Source organism: Bacillus cereus group sp. MG4 (assembly GCF_040460055.1).
GTDB classification, from domain to species: domain Bacteria; phylum Bacillota; class Bacilli; order Bacillales; family Bacillaceae_G; genus Bacillus_A; species Bacillus_A wiedmannii.
This window is the reverse complement of the sequence record NZ_JARVGZ010000001.1, coordinates 1,407,308-1,423,526: the sequence shown is the minus strand read 5'-3', so window position 1 is coordinate 1,423,526 and position 16,219 is coordinate 1,407,308. Positions and strand designations below refer to the sequence as shown.

Here is a 16,219-nt window from a genome sequence, read left to right as displayed (position 1 = left end):
AGTTAAGAGTTGTTATTTGATATAAAAATGAAAGAGCCTTACTGCATTTTATTGTGGTAAGGTTCTTTCAAGTTGTTAATAGTTTAAGAACAGTTATTTACAATGACATATCTTTATAATCACTTTTAAGTATCGCCATAATAATTTCATCTGAGAATGTATTGTTATAAAATAAAGATTGACGTAAGGTTCCTTCTTTTACAAACCCAACCTTTTCATAAGCTCTAATTCCGCGTAAATTATGGCTAAATACTTCTAACTGTAACCGATTTAAATATAGTTGTTCAAAAACAAATTTTAAAACAATTGTAATAACTTCAGTTCCATATCCTTGTCCTGTTAATGCTATTGAAAGCATTGATATTCTGAATCCTGCTCTTTTGTTCTCCTCATCGATATCTAAAATCGACAACTCTCCAATCATTTCGTCAGTACTTTTTAAACAAATAGCGAAATCATAGCGACTTGAATCATTATTTATATGATCTATATGTGTCTTAAGTTGCTCCAATGAAAAAGTAGACTTGGTTCCAGTCATATATCTTATTTCATCATTCATTGTACTTTCTAATATAATAGGCGCATCTAGCTGACAAAGAGGTCTTAAATAAATTCTTTCACTCTCTAATCTCATTATTATTTTCTCCTTAAGGTTAGTGATAGAGTATACAAATGTTTTTGATCTACATGGAAGAAGAGTTTTGTTTTTTGTATTGTTTGAAAAGTATGTGTGTTACTTTAATGTTACATGAACTTTATAATGGCATGGTATACCTAAAACAAATGATAAAAGTTTTATACACAACAAAATATATCAACAAGTTTTTTTATAATCGAATTAACTAAGGTCTGCATCAGGAGGAGTGAATCCAAGGTGACGAGCCATAGATACAATTTGACCTTTATGATGAAATTCATGTGTTTCCGCATGAGTTAAAAGCCATAGTGGAGTTGTGCTCCAATGTTCTTTTTGCCATTTCACTTCATTTGCTATATTTTCGAGCCAACGGTCATTGTATTCATCTAAAAAGCGTTGTACAACTTCATCTACTAACTTAAACCTAGCACGGATTTTCTCGACATCTGCATGCTCAATTTCATCATCACTAGCGAATGAAAAATCTGCCCGTTTTTGCTTGAATGCGAATGATCCAAGCCAGTACCGATAGCAATCGGCTACATGAATATGTGTCTTTATAATGCTACCGCTACCGAAATTCGGAACAGTACTATGTAATTTTTCTAGTGGGATTTCTTCCAAAAACGAAAATAGGGTTTCTCTTGTAGAGCTAATAAGATGATATTGTTGTTTTAAAACATGTAACATGTAATTGACACTCCTCTATTATTTACTAAACTAACTTTGTAGTAAGTAATTCTATATTTATTAGGGGTGAACCTTTTAAATATTTTGACTAAGCATATTAGATGTTTTTCTTAATCGTTTCTGATAGATTAAACAAGGTAAAACTTTAATGTGTTGAACATTCTTAGTTCATAATAAATGGTACATGAAGAAGGGGAACGATCAAATGAATAGACTAGTTGGCTTAAAACAATTTGAAATAACGCGTGGGGAATTGCTTAAATTTATGGATACGCTAGACGATAAAACTGTGGATACGCAGCCAGAAGGTTTTAATAATACAATTCGCTGGCATATCGGTCATGTGTTAACGGCAGCAGAAGTTTTCATGTTTGGAAAAGAATTCAAACAATTACCAACTGAATATCCAGGTATGTTTGGGTATGGATCAAGACCGTCTAAATGGAAAACAGAAGGACCATCGTTAGAAGTGTTAACGGCTCAATTAAAAGAACAAGCAAAACGTATTAACGAAATTCCAGCAGAAGCATTTGAAAATAAACTGCCAGAGCCATTCCTAGGATTGGAAACAGTAGGGGAGCTTTACGGTATGATGCTTTATCATGAAGCTGATCATATTGGACAAATGAAGGCGATGGAACGTATTATTAAGGCTCTTTAGTTGTAATTGCATATAAAAAACGAAATTATATTGTGAAATATTATAATGACAAAAAGGATAGATAATTTATTATCTATCCTTTTTGTCGTTGAGCTTAAAGAATTATGAACGCTTGCAATCGTGATACTGATAAAGTAGGTATAGTTATTATATTTGTTTTACATAATAGAAAAATATTGAAGAAAATACAGAATTAAGGTTGCAAAAGCCATATGAAATATAAGTATAATAATAGAGAAGAAATAGAAGTAGGAGTGAAAACTATGATTACATTAGAACAAAAGCTGGAGCAATATACACATACATATGCACAGTTAAAGGGAGAACTAAAATGGAAAACGAGTGATTCTCGAACAGGAATGATGATTGCTGCTATGTATGCAGGTAGTGATAAATTGTTTGATCTCGGACGTTTTTTAGAAATTAGTAGTTATATTAAGAATCAGGTAGGGATGTTTTCATACTTGAAGTCTTATCATCGCTTTGTGGTGGCCGCAACTTTAGATATTCACTTTACAGATTATAAGGAAGCTTTCCGGGAGTTTTTAGATTTATATGAACAATTGGTCGCTGGTGGTTTTAGCCGAAGTATATTTACTTATCTCGCAGCATCTGTGCTTTTAACAGAAGAAAATGAACAGCATGGCACGCACATTCAGCGTTCGATGCAAGTATATAAACGTATGAAAGAGGATCATCTTTTTCTTACAGGTACAAATGATTATCCGCTCGCGGTTTTACTAGCAGGACAATCAGAGAATGTAGAAACACTTATGGACCGAGTGGAACGTCTGTATCAGAGACTAGCGAAAGCTGGTTTACGTAAAGGGAATGATCTTCAGTTTTTAAGTCATATCCTCTCATTAAAGAAGGATGTTCGTGAAGAAATGTTAGTTGCAACATGTACAAACATATGGAAGTTGTTAAAACAAGAAAAGGTAAAAGTGAAACAGATGCATTACCCAGCCATAGGGCTACTAGCGTTACTTGAGGATGGAGAAAAAGAGATTCATTCTATTAAAGCGTTGATTGAAAAATTGCAGGGGGAGAAATTGTTCCGTTGGCATACAGATACGAATATTCTTATTGCTATTCAACTGTTCGTAAGTCAGAAAGGTGAGGAAAGTAAAGCTACCAACACAGGTTTACAAACTATGATAGAAGTCCTTATACAAGCACAACAGGCAGCTATGATGGCAACGATTGCCGCTTCATCTGCAGCAACCTCTTCTGTTAGTAGTAGCTCATAATGTGTAACTCCTTTAATAAGGAAGGTAAAAAAGCCCATCACTTTCTAATGAGTGATGGGCTAACTGTTTTTACATAATCAGCGTTATCTTTTCGATTCCTTCAAATATTTGAGTTGTGTAACAATCATAATGCTAATAACAACGAGTAAAAACCACGAGCTAATTTTGCTTAAGTGAACGAGATTCCACGCTTCCCGTTGATTTGGATATTGCCATGCTCCGAAAAATGTTGCGATGTTCTCTGCAATCCAAATAAAGAAACCAATAAGGAAAAAGGAGAGAACGAGTGGCATTTTATATGTAACGCCTCGTAATGAAAATTCTACAAATGTCCGATAGAAAACGATGAATAATAGTAAAGTTAATACCCATCTAAAGTCATATAGAAAATGATGTGTAAAAAAATTAAAGTAAATCATTGCTCCTAGAGGTATTGCAAAAATAGCTTTTGGCCAATGATGCATTTGCAAATGCAATCTTCTCCACGCCTGGCATATGTAACTTGCAACACTTGCATACATAAAGCCACTGTAAAGTGGAACTCCAAAAACCTTTGAATATGCCTCTTCCGGATAACTCCATGAACCGAAATGTACTTTATATATTTCTAGTAGAAGACCGATGAGGTGGAAGACAGTAATTACTTTTAATTCGTCTTTCGTCTCAAGTCCAGTCTTGTACATAATCCACTGCATAAAAAGACATACGATGAGTATGAAATCATATCGGTATAATCCTGGGATAAAAACGATTTTTGAAAGGGCTAGTGTTAAGAAAATAACGACTGGGAATAAACAGGATAATGCTTGTTCATAAGTAAAATAGAGTAGTTGTTTTACATAAAACATGTTTTCACCTTCTAGGATTTCTTATTTTGATTGAATAATCTGAAGAATAATTAAGTATACTATAGTTCTAAATGATAGAGAACTATAATTAGTTTGTTTGAAAAAACAAAAAAATGTAAAATGAAGTTAATTCAATGTAGAGGAGATGTGCCAATGTCAGCGCTTATTGTAAGTATCCCGTGTATAAAGCAGTTTATAGAATAAGGGGATAAATAGGCTAATAATTATCCCTGTTATTAAAAAAGGGGGAGTTTGAAATGACAATGAATCTTTTTCAAAATAAAACGATTAAATTATCAGCTATTAGAGAAGCAGATGCTGTAGTAATGGCTATGTGGCAAGAAGATAGTGAGTATTTAAGGAATGTAGATACAGATGTAGCATTCCCGCAATCGATACAAGAAATAGCGAGTGATGGGCTATTAAAGGGGCGTAGATCGAATAGTGTTTCTTTCATGTTAAGGACAGTTCAAGAGGATCGCTTAATTGGTTTTGTTGCAATTCATGGCATAGAGTGGAATAACAGAACGGGTTTATTAGCAATAGGAATAGGAGATACAAATGATAGAGGGAAGGGATATGGAAGAGAAACGATCCATCTTATCTTAAAATATGCTTTCTATGAATTGAATTTGCACCGCGTCGGTCTGGATGTTATTTCTTATAATAAAGCTGCTATTGAGTTATATAAAAAGATGGGTTTTCAAATAGAAGGTTGTATGAGAGAAGCGGTTCAAAGAGATGGGAAGTGTTTTGATCGTATCATTATGGGGATATTGCGGGGTGAATGGATGGAGATGCAAAAATAAAAGTGATGATACCAATTCAATTATTCATACTATGAATAATTAAATAGAAAGGAAAACTAGATAGGTACTAGTTTTCCTTTTTTATTTTTGTTACTAATGATATGTTTTTATAAATAGTTTGTATCCTGTGAATAAAAGGGTGCAGCCTAAAGCCAATGTTAACATTACCCCAGTTGAAAGATTAATAGAAGGATTAAAAACTAAAGTCGCTGTTTCGCCAGTTAGAACACTGTGAATATTCACGTAAGTAAATGGATTGTAAGGAGAAGAGAAACTCTTCATTCCAATAAAAGCTATAATACCTACAAAAGACGTTGTAATACTTAAGCTTTTTAGTAAAAGTGATGATATGTAGTAAAAAGAATATAGAAAAAATGTGAGTACAGCAGTTAGTAATAATACTTGTCCGAAGTAATTTTTCAAAGTGATAAAGTGAAATTGATCTTTAATGGGATTTAAACTATTATACTCACTGCCAAATGGATTAGGCTCTGATCCTTCATACACAAGAACTGGATAATCAAAATTTCCGATTCCTTTCGTGAAATAGCTACATAACAAAGGAATGAGTAGCATTAGTAAAACGAAAACAAGTGTAGAAAGGAATCCACTAAAATACTTTGTTATAAATAATGATTTTCGTTTAATAGGCAAAGTATAGTAAAAGTGCAAACCACGCTTCTTATTATTCATTTCAGAAGAAATATTATTTCCAAAAATAAAGCATCCCAATAAAATAAGTAATGGTATATAGTAGTACTGGATTATTTGATATAAAAATAAAGATCCAGTTGTGCCATAACGCATAGTATCCTTTTCCCAATATTCTAAGGCGCTCCCTGTAAATTGATCGTAAATTGTAAATAGGAAGGGGGGATAAATGGTATTTTGAATGAATGGTTCAGCTTTATTTTTTTTCAGTAATAATAATTCTTCCAACGTTGCCCGTGCTGTAAATAAGGAAATATATTGTTTCTCAATTGCGTAATTGAATGTGTTAGTGCCTTTTGAGCTCTTAAACATAAATTGTAAATGATTTATATTCTCTTCATATATGTCTTGCCAATTACCTTGAGCATAGTTCTCGATCCATTTGTTCCTCTTTGATATAGATTGCTGTGAATCTTGAATAGCTAATTTATAATCTGTAATTTTTTCAACATCGTCATTCTTTTCAGCTTCAATTTTTTGTAATTCTAGTTCTTTTAAAACTTGTTGCGAAATGTTAATGCTATTTTTTGCAAATGATAAATTTCCACGTTGGATGTCTTCTGCGACAGAATAATTCAAGAAATATAAGCTGCTAATGAAAAAAATAGAGGTTAGTACTGCAATCCATGTTGTTTTTTTCTTGAAATATTTTTTGAATTCAAATTGGAAGAGTTGTTTCATATTACACACCCCGCTTTCGATTCATGCATATGGCACATAGTAAGAGCAAAAATGTACTTCCAATTAACACCACTGCACCTAATGGATAATATCCATTATTATCTAAAATGACGCGATCTATTTGTTGATAAGAAGGGGAGATAGAAACGGATTAAAGCCGATTTTTGATAAAATGAAACCACTGCTCAAAATAAAAGTGAGAATTAAATAGGTAACAAGAGTATTTCTTATCCAAAATCCAATGAGCACTAATAAGGAAATAGCTACAGTGGAATAACATAGACTGTAAGCGAGAGCTGTTTTTAAGTATGTACCTGAACTAATAATAGTTTCTGTTTTTGTGAAAAGCGGGTAATTAAAAATATTACCGGTAAATTTTCCGAATATTGTCGGTAATATATAAGATAGTGAAAATACTAGTAAAATCCATAGGAGACTAACAACCAGTAAACTGAAAAATTTTATTAAGATATAGTGACTACGAGAAATAGGTAAAGTATAGGCTAGCTTAATCGTATGGTCTTCAAATTCTTTCGTAATCACTGTACCTAGTAAGAGTAGTAAAATAAGAAATCCTGGGGCATTGAGTAGTAGTGAAATTACTTTTTTCATAAATAGAGACGGTTGAATGGAGAGGTCAAGGTATTCTTTTGGCAAACCTTGTTGTAATAAGTTTTCATTTAGTTGAATTGCTTTTTTTATATCTTTTTCGCTAGCTGAGAAAACCCCTTCTACTTGTTCAAAGCGCATAGCTAAGTCGTAAACTTTCATTTCAGTCTGTAATTCATTTTTCCACTTGTTTTCTTTTACTTCTTGTATAAGTTGATTTAAATGTTTTAATAGCGGAAGTCCGATTTCTAATCGAGATTCGATTTTTGCGTTAGGTCCTTTTTTTAAGTCCTCTTGATCTCTTATAACTTGATTAGAAACTTCTGTTTCATATTTAGAAAATAATTCGATTTTTTTCATTTGGACTATTTCTTGTTTAAGCGCATTATGAAGAAATAACCCGCAGATGATTAGCATAGTAGCAATGATTAAAGTAAAGAGAATATTAGAGTAGAGCATTTTTTTTAGTTCGAATAGAAATATTTTCATGTCTTATCACCACATACATTAAATATTTCTTCATATCTATTTTCAGAACCGATAACTTCTTTTTGAATATCAATAATATTAATGTTATGAGAATGAAATAGATTAATAAGGTCTTGGATGGTGTGGTGTTCTAATTGGATTCGAAGGCTTTTCTTAGTTAACACTGCTTGTACGTTTTCTTGTAATAAAACGAGTTGTGCGTGTTTTAAATCTGAAAATAAGAAGTGATAATAAATTTTTTCGTACTTTGTCATATCCTCTTCTATTAATTTGCCGTCTTTTAAAAAAAGAATCTTCTTTGTAACACGGTCAATTTCTGATAAGTTATGAGAAGAAAGAATGATTGTTGTACCTTCATCTACTAAGCGTAATAAAATTTTCCTCATCAGTATAGCACTAGTTGGATCCAAACCATTCAGAGGTTCATCAAGGAACATAAGCTTTGGTTTGTTTAAGATTGCCATCGCTAAGAGAAGATGTTGCTTCATCCCTAAGGAATAATCTTTGATTTTCATCTTTACATAACTTTCCATTCCTACATATTTTGCAACTTCATTCATGCGTCCTTTAGAAATTTTTTGTACATCACAAATGAATGTAAGATGGTCGTAGCCATTTAAATAGTCATATAGTACAGAATTGTCCTGTAAAAAAGAAACGTCTTTAAACACAGAAACATCTTTGTTAGATTTTCCCATGAGTTCAATATTTCCGGATGTAGCGGGCAAAAGGTTGGTAACTACATTTAAAAAAGTAGTTTTACCAACACCGTTAGGACCTACTAAAGCCCAGATTCCTGGGGAGTTGATTGTGAGGTTAATTCCATCTAGTATTTTTTTATGTTTGTAACTTTTGGATAAATTATTGATAGATAGAATAGTCAACTAGAATTCCTCCTTTTTAATTAATTGGTATAAAATGTAATAACTCTATTAATTATAACTGAAAATTCTGATTTATAAATAGGTATAGTTACAAATTTAAGTTTTTTCTAAAATTAATTCTTAAACTTATTATATGAATAATTTAGAAATGAGGCTGTGAAGAAAGGAAAAAGAGCACTTGTTGGAGAATTTTTACAATGTGTCGATTAGAGAAAAAGGAGCTATGCAAAATGAATTTAGAAAAAGCAAAACCAGTAAATGAAGAGGTCGCTGAATTAAAGGAATTAATTAAAGAATTACACGGAAGTGTACATCAACTTCAAAGTGAAGTGCAGCAACTAAGGCATGAAAGACCAGTTGTTGAAGTGAGGAAAGGTGTTCAATTATCGCCAGCAATCATCGGACAAATTGGTGGTATGATTTTAGGTGGATTAGCAATTATTGGTATATTTTGGTGATGAAAAAAAGGTATGCGATTTAGAGCTGCATACCTTTTTCGTTGTCGTTATTTGTCGGTAAGTCGATATTCTCTGTCGAATCGTCGATATACTTAGAAAATCGTTGATATATCCGAAGAAACGATCGATATATTTTAAAAATCGTCGATATAATTTCACACAATACAACTTTTACATTAAATAACGTAAATATATGTAAGCATGTGATAACAATAACGCAATAATTGTTAACGGTAAACCAATTTTTAAGAAGTCCATGTACGAGAAAGCATGTCCTTCACGTTTTGCAATACCAGCTACCACTACGTTTGCGGATGCGCCGATTAATGTTCCGTTTCCTCCTAAGCAAGCTCCAAGTGATAACGCCCACCATAGTACTTCGATTTGCGGAGAGTCTACAGATAGTCCGAGCCCGGTAGCTAAATCTTGAATAAGCGGGATCATCGTTGCGACAAAGGGGATATTGTCAATTGTCGCAGATGCAATGCCTGATACCCATAAAATAAGTATAGCAGCGAAACCGATATCACCGTTCGTTACGTCAAGTACTTCTTTTGCAAGTGAAGAAATAAGTCCGATATCAATTAACCCGCCAACGAGAATGAATAGTCCGGCGAAGAAGAAAATGGTTACCCATTCAACGTGGGCGAATACATCTTCAATATCATGTTCTTTCACGCCGATTAACATAAGAAGTGTAGCACCTGTCATCGCAATAACGGCAGCGTCTACATGAATAATCGAATGAAGTACAAAGCCTAAAATAGTTAGTCCTAAAATTGAAATGGATTTTAAAAGTAGGCTGTGATCTTTAATATAATCTTTTTCGTTTAAGTCCATTAATATTTTAATTTGCTCAGGTGTTGTTTTTAGTTTGTTGCGATACATAAAGTAAATAATGCCAAGTGTAACGATAGAAATAATAATTACGATTGGAGCTAAGTTTAGTAAAAAGGCATTAAAATCTAAATGCTTATTTGCTGATCCGATCATAATGTTCGGTGGGTCACCGATTAATGTTGCAGTTCCGCCTATATTTGAAAATAGCACTTCTGAAATCAAATAAGGAACAGGATTTACTTTTAAAATACGTGTAATGGATAGTGTAACAGGCACGATTAATAAGACGGTTGTTACGTTGTCCAAAAATGCTGATCCGACAGCAGTTAATAGGGATAGTAATAATAAAATGCGGATTGGTTTTCCGCCGGCTGCTTTTGCCGCTTTAATGGCCACAAATTCAAATACGCCCGATTGGCTCGTAATATGTACGAGAATCATCATCCCAATTAAAAGGGTGATTGTTTCCCATTGAATATGTGATGTGAAAGCAGTATGTAAGTCTACAATTCCAAAAATAATCATAATAGCAGCGCCGAATAGTGCGATTACAGCACGATTCAATTTCTCAGAAATAATAAAGCCGTACGTGACTAAAAATACGGCAATTGCAAAATAATATTGCCAATTTGCTACTTCATGTGCTGATTGTTCCAATCATGTCACCTTCTTTAAAGTATGTATTCAATTGTCGAAACGTATCTCGCTGTATGAATACGGGATAAAATATATTGTAGCAAATTCAAAAAAGAAAGAAAACTATTTAACAAAGTGAAGGAAAAAATATATTTTTTACATATCATATAAAAAATATAAAAAACACAGTGCAAATTATTAGGAAAAGTGGGCGTTGTCCTCTAATATAGAGATAGCAATTTACATTATTTTTGCGTAAAATGGTTTAAAGAGGTGAATTCCGATGGAAATAGTAAAAGATAGTTCTCTTATTCAAAATGAAATTGAACGTTTTGTAAATAAAGATGTATATATTCATTTAGAAACAACGAACGGAGCGTATGCGTCGCACTTTAACGAAAAGATGATGACAGTTGGAGCATTCATTCGAAATGCAATTATTCGCTTTGAACGCGGGAAGATTACTGGAACGAATCCATACCGAGTTGGTTTGAAAATGGATCATGGTTGGGTATATGCAGAAGGTATTACGCACTGGGAAGTAGACGATAAAGAGCGTTTATTACTTGCAGGGCATGATAATCAAGGTCGCTTAGCAGTTGCACTTGAGTTAAGCTTAACGCCATTTAAGTAAGAAGGAGGGAAACTTATGGAGAGACATGTACTTGTTGTATTTCCGCATCCAGATGATGAAGCATTTGCGGCGGGAGGAACAATTCGCTTATTAACAGATCAAGGAGTACCTGTAACGTATGCATGTGGTACTTTAGGACAAATGGGACGTAACATGGGGAAAAATGTATTCGCTAACCGTGAAACGATTCCAAATATCCGTGAAAAAGAATTAAAAGATGCATGTGAAGCGATGGGAATTCAAGATTTAAGAATGCTTGGTTTCCATGATAAAACGTTAGAATTTGAAGATGTTGATTTCGTTGCAGATAAAATTGAAGCAATCATTCAAGAAGTAAATCCATCTCGAATTATTACATTTTATCCAGAGCACGGCGTACATCCAGATCATGATGCATTTGGCCGCGCTGTCGTTCGCGCTGTATCACGTATGCAAAAAGAAGAACGTCCAGTCATTCATGCAGTTGCGATTACGAAAAATCGTGAAGCAGTACTCGGTGAACCGGATGTTGTAAATAATATTAGTGAAGTATTTGAACATAAATTAGCAGCACTAGGTGCGCACCGTTCACAAACAGAAGCGATGCTAGAAGAAACACATGCAAAAATCAAAAATAAAGATGCAGCAACTTTAAAATGGCTGCAACTTGAACAATTTTGGACTTATAAATGGGAGTAGGCTAGAAGATATCTTCTGGCTGCTCTTACATAGAAAAAGCACTGTCACTTGTGACGGTGCTTTTTTTGTTGAAGACTATATATTTCTTAGAGATATGCTTTAAAGTTTTAAAATTAATGTGCAGTATAGCCTCCATCAACAAGAAGTGTTGTACCATTAACAAAACTAGCATCATGTAGTGGAATTAAATAAGTCGGTTGTTTTTAGATTGAATCAGAACTAAAAAACAGCAAAAATAAATCGTTTAATAATAATTATTTATTGAAAAACAATAAATGACGTGTTAATATCAAATTGGAAATTAGTAAGAGAGGTGTTTTTTATAAAATGTAAAACAAATGTTATGTACTAAAAAGAAATTGATAGAAATTAGGAAAGTTATATATTTTAATAGCAAAAGAAGCAAAGGGAGTTAGAGCATCATTAATAAAACAGTAAAGAAAGTGATCTTGATTGCAGGTGGTTTGTATATTACATATTTAGTAGGTGTAGTCATATTAGCGGAATCTATACCATATCCTACATCTCAACAACTTAAAGAAGCCGAAAAAGTAGTTGAACGCTATGTAGGTGAAAATAATGGAGTAGAAATGATAAATACATCTAGCAGCTTCACGGCTGAGATGTTCGATCGTACAATTCATATTGAAGGGAATTCAAAAGAGAATCCGGAACAAGTATTTCGAATGGACTTAGATCGAGTTTCTAATGAAAATGAAAGAATAACCGAAAAATCTATAAATAATATTTGTAAATCAAATGATGGAGGAAAGAATTTTACGTGTGCTGATGCTGAATAGCTAAAAGTAGGATGTGTAGCAGCATAGTAACGGTTGATAGCTACTATTCTAGTTAAATAGGAAAAAGCCTCGCAGGGGGGCGAGGCTTTAAACAGGGTATTAAAAATTATCGATGCATTAAGAATAACTTCTTTTGAATAAACTAATTTTAGCATGATAACTCATATATATGTGTTACGAATTTATGAACAAAAAATCAGTGATAAGAATATAGAAAAGATAATAATTTATTTGTAATCTGTTTCATTACATAAAGTTCGAGTAGAGAGTATACTTTTGTATGGTGTAATAAAGATATAGTCTGCCTACGGAAATAGGTAGGCTATTTTTTATAAAGAAAAGACAACTTGAGTTAAAGTCCTTGTTAAAAAATAGGGTAAGAACAAGACTTTTTAAGGAGAGATAGGGTCGTTCAACAGATAAAGATATTGTATTTGAAACACGTGATTATTCGTGGATTAAGTTCTATTTTTGATGAAAAATCCATAAAAGGCATTACAATCCCTAGAACTGATATTTAGTAATGATTTGCAAGAAACATATATTTTGAATTATTTAATAGAATAATATATATTTATATTGATTTAATGATTATAGTTTGTTAAAAATGGGGAAATCAATATGAAGGTTAAATTTGCCGTAATAAAAGATGAGAACTTTGATTGTAGTTTATTGGAAACAAAATTATTGAAAACTTTTAAAGAAGTAGATTGTGAAGCAGATATTGTAAAGGTTAAGGATGAAATTTTTGAAAACAATGATATACAAATGAATTTATCAGAAATAACCATTAATGTTACTGGGAAAAATATGGGATATAGGTTCGTTTCAGCTAGTATATTTATTGTTTTAGAGAGTTTATCAATACAGCTGTTTCGTATTAATATTAGTATACATTAAGCAGCTAAAAAGTAGACTCTTCATAAAATCATACTGACTATATTGAGTTGTAAATGTGAAAGTGTTGATTAAAACAATAGAAATTATCGTAGGTGCTCCCGGATGTTGGATTGCACCTTGTTTGTTGTTAAATAAACAAGGGGTTCCTTTTCCAATTTTAATTTATCTTAATTGCATATTATCTTAACGCTGATTTATATATAAGAAAGGAAACATGTGAGTAATTCAAGTAGATTGTACAAATAATTTGGCGCGCGGATATACGGCATGTATTCACGGGTAAGAGAGTTTTCTGGTAGTATGCATATTAGGATAAAAAGATGTTATGAATATACGGAAGATGTTTATGCTGAAATTGACAGTCTCAAGGCTGAGTAAAAAGAAATTATGAGAGACATTCGAAATTTAGAAACGCGTACCATTATTAATGAGAAAGACATAGCAACAATCAATAAGCAATTAGAAAAAATAAATGCAAACACAACTTGGATTTTGCGGATTATTATTAGTGCGATAGTAATGTCAGTTTTAGGATTGATATTAAAAGGGATTATTTAATCTTGTGAAATAGGACGATATAAAAGAAAGAGGGGAGCTCCCTCTTTCTTTTATGTAAATGAGAAGTTATACATTTTCTGTTTCATCTGCATATTTATCCTCTAAGGAAATTAATAGAGGAATTGATATAGTTACAAGAATGATTAAAGTGGTTATAAAAGATTTAGAAAGAGAAAAAGAACCTTCAATTAAATGTGATAAAAACTTGAATGAAAGTATACTTGTTATTAAGGAGATTACTAAAAAGCTAAAAAGTGATATATTTTTATTCTTTATAGATGTCTCTATAAAGTCTTTAATACAGGTTATTACGACAAATATAGTTAATATGATAAGAGAAATAAAATAATGCGTTACATTTGTCATACTAATAGTAGGATCATCTATTATGTAAGCAAGTAACTTAGAAACTAACATGCCTCCAAACAATAAAATAATAAAAACGAGTAATCCTTCAGATATATAAGTACTGAAATTATCTTTCTTGTTAAAGAGCTTATAGTTCAGAGTAGATTGGGTTATTTGAATTAGGAATAGGGTAATAATCCATACATAATATACAATTGGTAATTCTCCTGAGAATAGAGAGATTAGGAAGTTTATTACTGTCCTTAAAATTTCAATCATTACGAAAGGCCTCCTGTTTGTAAGCTTTAAGATATTAAGAATATGCTAGTCTGTCGTTTAATAATTAGAACTATCAATTCGAACTATTCCTAATTATTCCATAAAAAGATGGTAGCATCAAGTTATCTTTTTAACAAATACTCTAGGGCCAAACACTAGAAAAAGAAACGAAATATGTAATATAATTGAAAAAGTATATATTAAAATCAATGTTAATATTACCCTCCTATAAGTATTAACATACGTAATTGAGGTGTTTTCTTTGTTGTTTTATGATCGAATTTCTATAATGGCCCCTCCTGTTCCGTAGCTTAGGAAAGTCTTTTTATTTCTGAGATTTTCAAAGTTATAGGAGGGTATGAAAAATGAAAAAAGTCTCAGTACCATCAATTTTGTTAATGATTATTCTTGTGGCATTTCCGCAAATTAGTGAAACGATTTACACACCGTCTTTACCTGACATTTCAAAGGCGTTACACGTAAGTAATAATGAGGTACAGTTAACACTTAGTGTGTATTTTGCTGGATTTGCTTTAGGTGTATTTTTTATTGGATGGTTGTCAGATATAATTGGTCGTCGCCCGGCAATGTTATTTGGAATTGTCATATATGGCGTTGGGAGTTTCTTATGCTTTATTGCAAATTCCATTGAAGTTTTATTGCTAAGTCGTTTTATTCAAGCGTTTGGAGCAAGTGCTGGTTCAGTTGTGACACAAACGATTTTACGTGAAAGTGTAGAAGGGCATAAGAGGCATGTTATGTTTGCTCAAATCTCGGCAGTCATTGCTTTTACACCAGCGATAGGACCGTTAATTGGTGGCTTTCTTGATCAAATGTTTGGATTTAAAATCGTATTTTTAAGTTTAGTAGTTATGAGTATCGGGATTTTTCTGTATACGTTTGTTTCTCTTCCGGAAACAAAGACGGACTCAGTAACGAATAAAATAAATGTATTCTTAGTCTTGAAGAGGTTAATTACAAATCCGAAAGTAGTAACATATGGGTTATTAATTGGAGGAGCGAATGGTGTTTTATTTAGCTATTATGCAGAAGCGCCGTTTATCTTTATTGAATACTTTCAGTTATCGCCTAGTATGTATGGACTTCTAGGAATTGTTGTTGCTTCCGCTTCTATTATTGGAGCGAAAGTTTCGAAACGATTGCTTGCCACGTATAAACCAGAGAAGATTATATATATCGGTTGTCTCGTAATGACAGGAGGAGCTATCCTTTTATCTGTTATTACGTTTGTTGGATCAAATCCGAATGTAATATATATGATTGGATTTTTACTAGCGATGTTTATATTGCTATTAGGAATTGGAGTAGCGTTGCCTAACTGTTTAAGTTTAGCATTAGTAGATTTTCAAGATGTTATTGGTACAGCAGGAGCATTGTTTAGCTTAGGCTATTATGTAATTGTAACGATGACAGTTTGGGGAATGAGTCAACTCCATACGGGCTCGTTGATGGTGATGCCACTTTATTTTCTGGCTATTGTAGTTATTATGATGGTGTTTACTAAAGTGTTTATTTTAGGTAAAGAAACTTCAAAAATGATTTAAATATGAAATGGTAAAGAGTCTCATTTTTTAATGAGACTCTTTTATATTTTATGAAAATGATTAGTGGATATACGAACAAAAATTAAAGGTATTGTTGATTGTTTTAAGTGTAGTTATATTTTTCCTAAAGTAGGAGATGGAAAAATAATTTTTAGCTTTGATAATTAAGAGGTGTAGAGGCTAGTGACTTTGTAGTTCTACTAATATATTAAATTTCTACGTGATATGTTAGTCGCATGTGTAATCAATTACAG

18 protein-coding genes are annotated in these 16,219 nt (G+C 32.4%); 10 read left to right on the top strand and 8 right to left on the bottom strand.

The window, feature by feature from the left end:
- Positions 1 to 97: 97 nt before the first annotated feature.
- Together QCI41_RS07560 and QCI41_RS07555 are read right to left on the bottom strand one after the other, a co-directional pair.
- On the bottom strand, positions 98 to 634 hold the full coding sequence (locus QCI41_RS07560) for a GNAT family N-acetyltransferase (RefSeq protein WP_353837746.1): 537 nt from the start codon (positions 632 to 634) through the stop codon (positions 98 to 100).
- 204 nt (positions 635 to 838) lie between these two features.
- Positions 839 to 1,327 carry a DinB family protein gene (locus QCI41_RS07555; protein ID WP_353837748.1) on the bottom strand — a complete coding sequence of 163 codons (489 nt, stop codon included), beginning with the start codon at positions 1,325 to 1,327 and terminating at the stop codon, positions 839 to 841.
- Between the two features lie 184 nt (positions 1,328 to 1,511).
- On the opposite strand from QCI41_RS07555, the gene QCI41_RS07550 reads away from it, so the two are divergent.
- Positions 1,512 to 1,988: a DinB family protein gene (locus QCI41_RS07550; RefSeq protein WP_152665111.1), complete on the top strand. Its 477-nt coding sequence runs from the start codon at positions 1,512 to 1,514 to the stop codon at positions 1,986 to 1,988.
- 212 nt (positions 1,989 to 2,200) lie between these two features.
- The gene (locus QCI41_RS07545; RefSeq protein WP_353837750.1) at positions 2,201 to 3,238 is read left to right on the top strand and encodes a DUF4003 domain-containing protein; all 1,038 of its coding nucleotides are present in this window, start codon (positions 2,201 to 2,203) and stop codon (positions 3,236 to 3,238) included.
- An 83-nt stretch (positions 3,239 to 3,321) separates the two neighbouring features.
- On the opposite strand, the gene QCI41_RS07540 is transcribed toward QCI41_RS07545, so the two are convergent.
- Positions 3,322 to 4,086 (bottom strand): DUF817 domain-containing protein, encoded by a 765-nt coding sequence (locus QCI41_RS07540; protein ID WP_353837751.1) that lies wholly within the window; start codon positions 4,084 to 4,086, stop codon positions 3,322 to 3,324.
- A 257-nt stretch (positions 4,087 to 4,343) separates the two neighbouring features.
- Here QCI41_RS07540 and QCI41_RS07535 point away from each other — a divergent pair, with 257 nt between their 5' ends.
- On the top strand, positions 4,344 to 4,895 hold the full coding sequence (locus QCI41_RS07535; protein WP_353837753.1) for a GNAT family N-acetyltransferase: 552 nt from the start codon (positions 4,344 to 4,346) through the stop codon (positions 4,893 to 4,895).
- A 93-nt stretch (positions 4,896 to 4,988) separates the two neighbouring features.
- Here QCI41_RS07535 and QCI41_RS07530 read toward each other — a convergent pair whose 3' ends face one another.
- From QCI41_RS07530 to QCI41_RS07520, 3 genes are all read right to left on the bottom strand, one after another.
- Positions 4,989 to 6,287, bottom strand: coding sequence for an ABC transporter permease (locus tag QCI41_RS07530; RefSeq protein WP_353837754.1), 1,299 nt, complete (start codon positions 6,285 to 6,287; stop codon positions 4,989 to 4,991).
- A gap of 117 nt (positions 6,288 to 6,404) precedes the next feature.
- Entirely contained in the window at positions 6,405 to 7,256 is an 852-nt protein-coding gene (locus QCI41_RS07525; RefSeq protein WP_353837755.1) for an ABC transporter permease, read from the bottom strand.
- Between the two features lie 125 nt (positions 7,257 to 7,381).
- The gene (locus QCI41_RS07520; RefSeq protein ID WP_353837756.1) at positions 7,382 to 8,269 is read right to left on the bottom strand and encodes an ABC transporter ATP-binding protein; all 888 of its coding nucleotides are present in this window, start codon (positions 8,267 to 8,269) and stop codon (positions 7,382 to 7,384) included.
- A 230-nt stretch (positions 8,270 to 8,499) separates the two neighbouring features.
- On the opposite strand from QCI41_RS07520, the gene QCI41_RS07515 reads away from it, so the two are divergent.
- Positions 8,500 to 8,727 (top strand): coiled-coil domain-containing protein, encoded by a 228-nt coding sequence (locus tag QCI41_RS07515; RefSeq protein ID WP_001047301.1) that lies wholly within the window; start codon positions 8,500 to 8,502, stop codon positions 8,725 to 8,727.
- Positions 8,728 to 8,898: 171 nt separating this feature from the next.
- Here the strand turns inward: QCI41_RS07515 and QCI41_RS07510 are convergent, their stop codons facing one another.
- Positions 8,899 to 10,224 carry an ArsB/NhaD family transporter gene (locus tag QCI41_RS07510; RefSeq protein ID WP_353837757.1) on the bottom strand — a complete coding sequence of 442 codons (1,326 nt, stop codon included), beginning with the start codon at positions 10,222 to 10,224 and terminating at the stop codon, positions 8,899 to 8,901.
- A 262-nt stretch (positions 10,225 to 10,486) separates the two neighbouring features.
- Here QCI41_RS07510 and QCI41_RS07505 point away from each other — a divergent pair, with 262 nt between their 5' ends.
- From QCI41_RS07505 to QCI41_RS07485, 5 genes are all read left to right on the top strand, one after another.
- Positions 10,487 to 10,837 carry a YojF family protein gene (locus tag QCI41_RS07505; RefSeq protein WP_000407039.1) on the top strand — a complete coding sequence of 117 codons (351 nt, stop codon included), beginning with the start codon at positions 10,487 to 10,489 and terminating at the stop codon, positions 10,835 to 10,837.
- Between the two features lie 15 nt (positions 10,838 to 10,852).
- Entirely contained in the window at positions 10,853 to 11,515 is a 663-nt protein-coding gene (bshB2, locus tag QCI41_RS07500; RefSeq protein ID WP_098387652.1) for a bacillithiol biosynthesis deacetylase BshB2, read from the top strand.
- A gap of 419 nt (positions 11,516 to 11,934) precedes the next feature.
- The gene (locus QCI41_RS07495; RefSeq protein ID WP_000608947.1) at positions 11,935 to 12,315 is read left to right on the top strand and encodes a hypothetical protein; all 381 of its coding nucleotides are present in this window, start codon (positions 11,935 to 11,937) and stop codon (positions 12,313 to 12,315) included.
- Positions 12,316 to 12,936: 621 nt separating this feature from the next.
- Positions 12,937 to 13,215: a hypothetical protein gene (locus QCI41_RS07490; RefSeq protein WP_353837759.1), complete on the top strand. Its 279-nt coding sequence runs from the start codon at positions 12,937 to 12,939 to the stop codon at positions 13,213 to 13,215.
- Between the two features lie 387 nt (positions 13,216 to 13,602).
- A complete protein-coding gene (locus QCI41_RS07485; protein WP_353837760.1) occupies positions 13,603 to 13,773 on the top strand; it encodes a hypothetical protein in 171 nt (56 codons plus the stop codon).
- A 66-nt stretch (positions 13,774 to 13,839) separates the two neighbouring features.
- On the opposite strand, the gene QCI41_RS07480 is transcribed toward QCI41_RS07485, so the two are convergent.
- Positions 13,840 to 14,400, bottom strand: coding sequence for a DUF5823 family protein (locus QCI41_RS07480; protein ID WP_353837761.1), 561 nt, complete (start codon positions 14,398 to 14,400; stop codon positions 13,840 to 13,842).
- Between the two features lie 365 nt (positions 14,401 to 14,765).
- On the opposite strand from QCI41_RS07480, the gene QCI41_RS07475 reads away from it, so the two are divergent.
- The gene (locus tag QCI41_RS07475; protein WP_353837762.1) at positions 14,766 to 15,965 is read left to right on the top strand and encodes a multidrug effflux MFS transporter; all 1,200 of its coding nucleotides are present in this window, start codon (positions 14,766 to 14,768) and stop codon (positions 15,963 to 15,965) included.
- Positions 15,966 to 16,219 lie beyond the last annotated feature (254 nt).

Bases quoted from the DNA above. Each gene is read 5' to 3' on its own strand.
- QCI41_RS07540 (WP_353837751.1), bottom strand. From the start codon at position 4,086: ATGTTTTATGTAAAACAACTACTCTATTTTACTTATGAACAAGCATTA.
- QCI41_RS07545 (WP_353837750.1), top strand. From the start codon at position 2,201: ATGAAATATAAGTATAATAATAGAGAAGAAATAGAAGTAGGAGTGAAA.
- QCI41_RS07550 (WP_152665111.1), top strand. From the start codon at position 1,512: ATGAAGAAGGGGAACGATCAAATGAATAGACTAGTTGGCTTAAAACAA.
- QCI41_RS07485 (WP_353837760.1), top strand. From the start codon at position 13,603: ATGAGAGACATTCGAAATTTAGAAACGCGTACCATTATTAATGAGAAA.
- QCI41_RS07555 (WP_353837748.1), bottom strand. From the start codon at position 1,327: ATGTTACATGTTTTAAAACAACAATATCATCTTATTAGCTCTACAAGA.
- QCI41_RS07525 (WP_353837755.1), bottom strand. From the start codon at position 7,256: ATGAAAAAAATCGAATTATTTTCTAAATATGAAACAGAAGTTTCTAAT.
- bshB2 (WP_098387652.1), top strand. From the start codon at position 10,853: ATGGAGAGACATGTACTTGTTGTATTTCCGCATCCAGATGATGAAGCA.
- QCI41_RS07480 (WP_353837761.1), bottom strand. From the start codon at position 14,400: ATGATTGAAATTTTAAGGACAGTAATAAACTTCCTAATCTCTCTATTC.
- QCI41_RS07490 (WP_353837759.1), top strand. From the start codon at position 12,937: ATGAAGGTTAAATTTGCCGTAATAAAAGATGAGAACTTTGATTGTAGT.
- QCI41_RS07505 (WP_000407039.1), top strand. From the start codon at position 10,487: ATGGAAATAGTAAAAGATAGTTCTCTTATTCAAAATGAAATTGAACGT.
- QCI41_RS07530 (WP_353837754.1), bottom strand. From the start codon at position 6,287: ATGAAACAACTCTTCCAATTTGAATTCAAAAAATATTTCAAGAAAAAA.
- QCI41_RS07515 (WP_001047301.1), top strand. From the start codon at position 8,500: ATGAATTTAGAAAAAGCAAAACCAGTAAATGAAGAGGTCGCTGAATTA.
- QCI41_RS07560 (WP_353837746.1), bottom strand. From the start codon at position 634: ATGAGATTAGAGAGTGAAAGAATTTATTTAAGACCTCTTTGTCAGCTA.
- QCI41_RS07535 (WP_353837753.1), top strand. From the start codon at position 4,344: ATGACAATGAATCTTTTTCAAAATAAAACGATTAAATTATCAGCTATT.
- QCI41_RS07475 (WP_353837762.1), top strand. From the start codon at position 14,766: ATGAAAAAAGTCTCAGTACCATCAATTTTGTTAATGATTATTCTTGTG.